This is a genomic window from Brucella tritici, from assembly GCF_902825325.1.
Lineage (GTDB): Bacteria > Pseudomonadota > Alphaproteobacteria > Rhizobiales > Rhizobiaceae > Brucella.
The window spans coordinates 460,146-467,216 of the sequence record NZ_CADEAR010000003.1 but is presented as its reverse complement, the minus strand read 5'-3'; the positions used below and the strand labels follow the sequence as shown (position 1 = coordinate 467,216).

Below are 7,071 nucleotides of genomic sequence, written 5' to 3'. Positions count from 1 at the left end.
GCAGACACTGCTTACGACAGCGACGCTTTGCGAGACTTCCTTGCAACGCGAGGCACGCAACCGGTCATTCCCAACAAGCCAACCCGAAAGCGGATCAGGCCGTTCGACCCCATCGCCTATCGACGGCGAAATATCATCGAATGCACCTTCTGCCGCCTCAAGGATTGGAGGCGCGTCGCGACACGATATGACAAGCTCATGATTAACTTCGCGGCGACCTGCTACATCGCCGCCATCGTCACATGGTGGATCAATTGAGTCTGGAGCCTAAAGCGCAATCCGGTACAGAAAACTGAATCACATTCGCAAGGAATGGATTCAGCTTCCTGATTTCAAAGAATTTTCCTATCTCAGAAATGCACGGAAACGCTGAAGCGCAAAGTAGAACAGCACGGAACCAATAACGATCAGTGCCAGAAATTGCGGCCAGACGACGCCCAGCCCTGCCCCGCGAAACAGGATCGATTGCGCCAATATGACGAAATGCGTATTCGGCGCGGCCAGCATGATTGTCTGGATGATCTCGGGCATGCTTTCACGGGGCGTTGTCCCCCCTGAAAGCACCTGCAAAGGCAAAAGCACCAGCATCAGCAACATACCAAACTGCGGCATGGAGCCAGCCGATGTCGCCAGAAAGATACCGAGACTGGTGGTTGCGAAAAGCTGGAGCGCCGCACCAACCAGAAAAAGCAACACCGACCCATAGATCGGTACGGCAAGTAGGCCTTGGACTACAAAAACCAACGCAAAAGCCGAAGCGACCAGCACAACCAACCCCATCGACCATATCTTGCTGACCATGATTTCAACCGGCGTGACGGGCATCACCAATAGATGTTCGATGGTTCCATGTTCGCGTTCCCGAATGAGCGCCGCGCCCGTCAGGATAATCGACAGCATCGTAACCGATGAAATCACATTGTTGATCGCACCGAACCAGCCCTTGTTCAAATCCTGATTGAATCTCGCCCTGAGATTGAGTTCAACGGGCGTTTGTGCGCTACCGCGATAGCGGTTGAGGAATTCGCTTACCTCGCTCGACACAATCGACTGCACATAACCGCCCCCGGTAAAGGCTTGGCTCATCCGGGTTGCATCGACATTGAGTTGGATTGTTGGTGAGCGGCCTGCCAGAAGATCACGCTGGAAATTCGGCGGTATGTTCAGTGCAAATGTATCCAGCCCCTCATCCATCCGGGCATCCATCTCATAGGATGAAATCAACTTCGGAGGCACGAAATATGGCGGATAGAATGCTGTCGTTATCCGGCTCGAAACCGGCGACTGGTCTTCATCTACGATTGCTATCGCCGCATTGTTGAGAGTCTCAGGCATCGCCTTAGAGGCTGTATAGATCGCAAGCGTGAAAGCGTAGACGATGAGGATCATCAGCATCGGGTCACGTGCAAGGCCACGCAGTTCCTTCACGCCAAGCTGGAATACGTTGGATATCCGCATCTTAGCTCGCCTGTTTCTTGAGAAGAACGATGGCGAGCACCATGAGTACCGGCACCGCTATCAATAGGGGTAGAAACGAACTTGCTAGATCGGCAAATCCTAACGCCTTCGAGAAAACCCCGCGCGAAATGGTCACAAAATAGGTCGCCGGATAGATTTTACCGATGAACGCTCCTGCACCTTGCAGCGACGATACGGGATCAATAATACCAGAATATTGTACAGCCGGAATGAGTGTCAACAGCGCTGTTCCGAAAATCGCTGCGATCTGGCTGTTCATGAAAGTGGACAGCACCAACCCCATGCCGGTCGCAATCGTCACATAGAGCAGCGCCGCCAGCGCATAAGTCGGAAAGCTCCCCGTGAACGGCACCTGGAAAATAAACACCGCAAAGGCAGTCAGCATCAGGAAGTTGAGAAACGCCAGCCCGATATAGGGTAACTGCTTGCCGAACAGAAACTCAAATTTCGTCACGGGCGTCACGTAGAAATTGATAATCGAGCCCAATTCCTTTTCCCGAACGACACTCAGTACTGCCAGCATTGCAGGGATCATGAGAAGCAGCAGCGGAATGACCGCCGGCACCATTGCCACGAGGCTTTGTACATCTGGGTTATAACGGTAGCGTATCTCCAGATTGAAACTGCCGACCGTGGCAGCGCTACCATAAAGCTCGCGGGCTTTCTGCGCCAGCCAGTTGGCATGCATCCCCTGAACATAGCCTTTAACTGTCTCAGCACGAGACGGCATCGCGCCGTCAATCCACGCAGCTACTTCCACGGGGCGTCCGCGCATTACATCTGCGCCGAAATTCGGTGGAATTTCAATAGCAAGACTGATTTCACCGTCACGCATCCGTCGATCAAGATCATCGTAATCTGTTAAGGCAGGTTGCTCAGAGAAATAGCGCGAACCCGCAATCTGCTGGGTATAATCACGACTGATCGTCGTATCGTCACGATCAAGCACCGCAAACTTCAGATTTTCGACATCCAGATTAATTCCGTAACCGATAACGAACATCAGGATGACGCTACCGAGAATGGCAAGCGTTGCACGGATCGGATCACGTTTCAGTTCCAATGCCTCACGCCGCGTATAAGCCAGCATGCGCCGCAGGTCGGGTAACCAGCTTGAAGCCTTCTTTGGATGTGTTTCCCCTGCCTCCGTCGCCTGTTCTGGAAGAATTGCAGGTAATGGGGCTGACTGTTCTGTTTCGCCGATGGCATCCTGAAGATATGCAACGAAGGCTTCTTCCAACGTCTTGGCGTGGCGACTTTCGGTAATCGCCTTCGGTGTGTCGCTGATCAGAACTTTACCAGCGTGCATCAGCGAAATCCGGTCGCAAAGTTCGGCTTCATTCATGAAATGAGTAGAAACGAAGATCGTCACATTGTCTTGGCGCGACAGATTGGCGAGGATTTGCCAGAAAGCATCACGAGCCACCGGGTCCACACCAGATGTCGGCTCATCAAGAATGAGAATATCGGGCGAATGGATCAAGGCCACAGCGAGCGACAGGCGCTGACGAATGCCCAGCGGCATGGCATCGGGCAACACATCCATGACACCAGCTAGGTCGAGACGCTCGGTCAGTTCCTTGATGCGCTGTTCGGTCAATACCGGCTCCATACCGAAAAGCTTGGCATGAAGTTCGAGATTTTGACGAACGGTCAGTTCCGAATAGAGCGAGAATGCCTGAGTCATGTAGCCGACACGGCGACGTATATCGATATCCTTGGGATCGACTTCGCGCCCGAACAGTTTCGCCGTCCCCTCGCTGGCTGGTAACAGCCCGGTCAAAACCTTCATTGTCGTGGTTTTGCCGCAACCATTCGACCCCAAAAACCCGAAGATTTCACCACGCGGAATTCGAAAACTCACATCATTCACCGCAGTAAAGCTGCCGAAGCGAACGGTGACATGTTCTGCTTCAATCGCGATTTCTGCATCCGCACCGAAATCGCGGCGCGGAATTTCGATATCCTGATGGCCTTTCCGCAATTCTTCTGGCAGGAGCGCGATGAAAGCTGCATCGAGATTTGGAGTGTTGGTGCGCTCCAGCAATTCCTGCGGTGTACCCGTCGCCAGAATCTGCCCATCATTCATGGCAATCAGCCAGTCGAAGCCCTGCGCTTCTTCCATATAGGCTGTGGCGACGATGACGCTCATTCCGGGGCGGTCCTTCCGGATATCATTGATCATTTCCCAGAACTGGCGCCGGGATAGAGGGTCAACACCGGTCGTCGGCTCATCAAGTATAAGCAGGTCAGGATCATGAATGAGCGAGCAACAGAGGCTGGTCTTCTGCTTCATACCGCCTGATAGTTTGCCAGCCGGGCGATCCGCGAAAGCCGACATGCCCGTGCGGCCTAAAAGATCGGCGATGCGACGTTCACGCTCTTTTCGATCATGTCCGAACAGCCGTCCGAAAAAGTCGATATTCTCGAACACCGAAAGCGTGGGATAGAGGTTCTTTCCAAGTCCTTGCGGCATATAGGCGATACGGGGATAGGCGGACTGAAGATGACGCTTATCCGAAATATCACCACCAAGAACCTCGATGCTGCCCTGCTGTATAGTCCGCGCTCCGGCGACCAACGATAACAGACTTGATTTTCCAACCCCGTCAGGTCCGATCAGGCCGACCATACGGCCGGCGGGAATATCAAGATTAACATCGCGCAGGGCGCGCGTTCTCCCGTAGGTCAGCCCTACACCTTGCGCTCGGACGACAAAGCTGTCGTCATTGGCGCCAGCTTTGACCGGAACATCGTTCATTTCACGGTTTCCGCGAGATTCTTCGGCCACTCAGCATCAGGATCAAGCTTGACATAGGCCATACCCGGCAATCCGGTTTTCACCTGCTTTATGTATTTCTCAAGCAGTTCTTGTGGAACCTTCGCTTTGACGCGGAACACGAGTTTCTGGCGCTCCTCCTCCGTTTCCACGGTCTTTGGCGTAAATTGCGCCACATCTGCCACAAAGCTGATTTTGGCGGGAATAACATATTGCGGTGCCGCATCAAGGACGATGCGTGCATCGGCACCTATGGCAACACGGCCAGCCTGCGCTGTAGGTAGGAAAAAGGTCATATAGACATCGCTGAGATCAACGAGATTGAGGACTCGCCCACCAGCAGACAGTACCTCGCCTGGTTGGGCCACACGATACTGGACCCGGCCCGGCTTCGGCGCTACCAGCGTAGCATCACGAATATCAGCTTCAACACTCGCAATCGCAGCCTTCGCAGCCTCAACAGACGCTTCAGCGTCAACGACCTGCGCTTTGGCGGCACTAATGGCCGCTTCCGTCGCAGCCAGTTGCGCCTTAGCCGCCCCAACAGCAGCTTCAGCACCCTCCGCAGTCGCGCGATCATCGTCGAGAACCTGTTGCGAGACTGTGCGCGTTTCTACCAGTTGCTGCGAGCGAGTGAAACGGCGTTGCGCTGCATTAAACTGTGCTTCACGCTGGGCCACAGTCGCCTCGGCGGCTGTCTGTTCCGCTTGCCGCTGTTTGACCAGACTGTTCGCAGTTTCAATACTTATTTGCGCCCGGCGCAATTGCGCCTCAGCCTGCTTGCGCTGGCTTTCCAGTTGATCCGTATCCATGCGAGCGAGGATGTCATTTGCCTGCACGAAATCGCCCTCATCCGCGAGGATTTCGCGAATGCGCCCTGGACTCTTTGTCGAAATATCGATTTCAACCGCCTCGATGCGACCGTTGCCCTTGGCGATGCCTTCCGGCAACCCGTCGCCGTTCAGCGTTTTCCAGGCATAATATCCGCCTGTGGCAAGGACGATAATCGCGCCAGCCAATATCCATTGTTTACGGTTGAAAGCCATAACGAAACACCCTCATTGCCATCGTCTTCACAACACCGCCTTCAAATGAAGCACCGGCGGGCGGTCGCTGTCTGCAAGGATTTTCATTGTCCCCACCGCCCCGCCTCTGACATCAGCCAGAACCTTCTCGGGAGGATATGGAACTACCTTCTCATTTAGCAACCGGTGAATTGGGGGAAACGATCCAGAATCGCAAACGCCCGGTTAAGCTTGCTCTAATCGCAATCGCAACTGCCAGCCTTGATTAGGATCAAGAACTGCTAAAAGGTTCCCATTCTTATAGAAATTGGACGCGGGTGCTGGTTTGATGAAACAGAGGGGAGCAACGCCGACAGCACCCGCTGGCTGTCGACAGACGACGTTACGGAAAGATCGCGCTCATGCGCTCGACAGATTGATTTAGCCGGGGTGCCATTCGAGTAGGGCCTCGGCACCCCGGGTCACCGACTCTGGTGGAAACCGGCAACGATTGTTGGTTAGCACCCGCTCAAACGAAGCTCTTTGATTTCAATCAAACAAACGACAATTCAGCAATCCATCGTCATTTTTTGCTGTCAGTTTTTCGCAGCCGGCATTTGACCCACGTCTTCTTCAGATAGTTCGACACACCTTTGAGCTTCGGATCGGAGAGGAAACCCTGGCGAAAGAGAATGCTCCCTTTCACTTCCGGCAAAGATTCATTGAATTCTAGCTGGCGTTTAATTTCGGTCACGCCCTCACCCGCCTGCCAGGTGGGTTCAAGTGTGGTTCCGGAACCGGCACGATAAAGTGCCAAGCCAATATAGAGATCGGTCTTCGTCCCGCGAACCGTATCTGCCCACCATTTCGCAATCGTTCCGTAAGCCACATCCTTGCGGCCAAAGGACCAGTAAATCTGCGGCGCGATATAGTCGATTATGCCTTCTTTCACCCATCGCCGCGTGTCGGCAAAATCTCCGTCATAGTTGGTTTTTCCGGCACGGGTTGCAGAACCGCGCGGATCGTCCGCAGCATTGCGCCAAACGCCGCTCGGGCTGATGCCGAAACGGACATTTGGTTTGATGGCCTTTATCCTGTCCGAAATTTCCCGCACCAGCGTATGAGTATTGTAGCGACGCCATTCGTATTTGCTCGAAAAGCGTGTGCCAAACTGTGCATATGATTTGTCGTCATTGAGTTTCGATGATGCTGTTTCGTAGTAGAAATAATCATCGAACTGAATGCCATCGACATCATATTTCTGCACGACCTCCGCCGTCACATTCGTCACCCATTCGCGAACCGCAGGAATACCGGGATCAAGGACATAACGGTCGGCTGAAACAGCGACCCAATCGGGATGTGACTTGAAAACACTGACTGGCGACTCGTTTGACGAATTCCGTAATTCCTTGCGGGTAGACGGCTTCGTATCCATCGAAACACGATAGGGATTAAGCCATGCATGCAGCTCTATGCCGCGTTTGTGCGCTTCCTGAATTGCAAATTTCAGCGGATCAAAGCCTGGATCTTTACCCAAAGTTCCAGTCAGATAGGACGACCACGGCAAATAGGATGACTGATAAAATGCATCGGCAGCCGGTGAAACCTGAAAAATGACGGCATTGATACCATGCTCGGATGCTTCATCGAAAAGCCTGATCAATTCTTGCTTCTGGCGATTTATTCGTTCGCCATCGTCCTCGAGGCGGGACGAACTGCGCGACGGCCAATCGAGATTGAGAACTGTCGCTATCCAGCTGGCATGAAATGCGTCGCAGTCCAGGGGCATGAAATCGTTCCGTCTAA

General features: G+C 53.4%; 5 protein-coding genes. 1 reads left to right on the top strand and 4 read right to left on the bottom strand.

What is annotated here, in order from left to right; genetic code table 11:
* Nucleotides 1-258: transposase (locus HWX93_RS06685; protein ID WP_176036917.1), on the top strand; the 258-nt coding region annotated here is incomplete at its 5' end.
* A gap of 87 nt (nt 259-345) precedes the next feature.
* Here HWX93_RS06685 and HWX93_RS06680 read toward each other — a convergent pair.
* The 4 genes from HWX93_RS06680 to HWX93_RS06665 form a co-directional block, all read right to left on the bottom strand.
* Nucleotides 346-1,458, bottom strand: a complete 1,113-nt coding sequence (locus HWX93_RS06680; protein WP_176036916.1) for an ABC transporter permease — start codon at nt 1,456-1,458, stop codon at nt 346-348.
* Nucleotide 1,459: 1 nt separating this feature from the next.
* On the bottom strand, nt 1,460-4,240 hold the full coding sequence (gene rbbA / locus HWX93_RS06675; protein WP_176036915.1) for a ribosome-associated ATPase/putative transporter RbbA: 2,781 nt from the start codon (nt 4,238-4,240) through the stop codon (nt 1,460-1,462).
* Nucleotides 4,237-5,304, bottom strand: coding sequence for an HlyD family secretion protein (locus tag HWX93_RS06670; protein WP_176036914.1), 1,068 nt, complete (start codon nt 5,302-5,304; stop codon nt 4,237-4,239). Before HWX93_RS06670 ends, rbbA begins: the two co-directional genes overlap by 4 nt.
* A gap of 541 nt (nt 5,305-5,845) precedes the next feature.
* A complete protein-coding gene (locus tag HWX93_RS06665; protein WP_176036913.1) occupies nt 5,846-7,054 on the bottom strand; it encodes a glycoside hydrolase family 10 protein in 1,209 nt (402 codons plus the stop codon).
* Nucleotides 7,055-7,071: the final 17 nt, after the last annotated feature.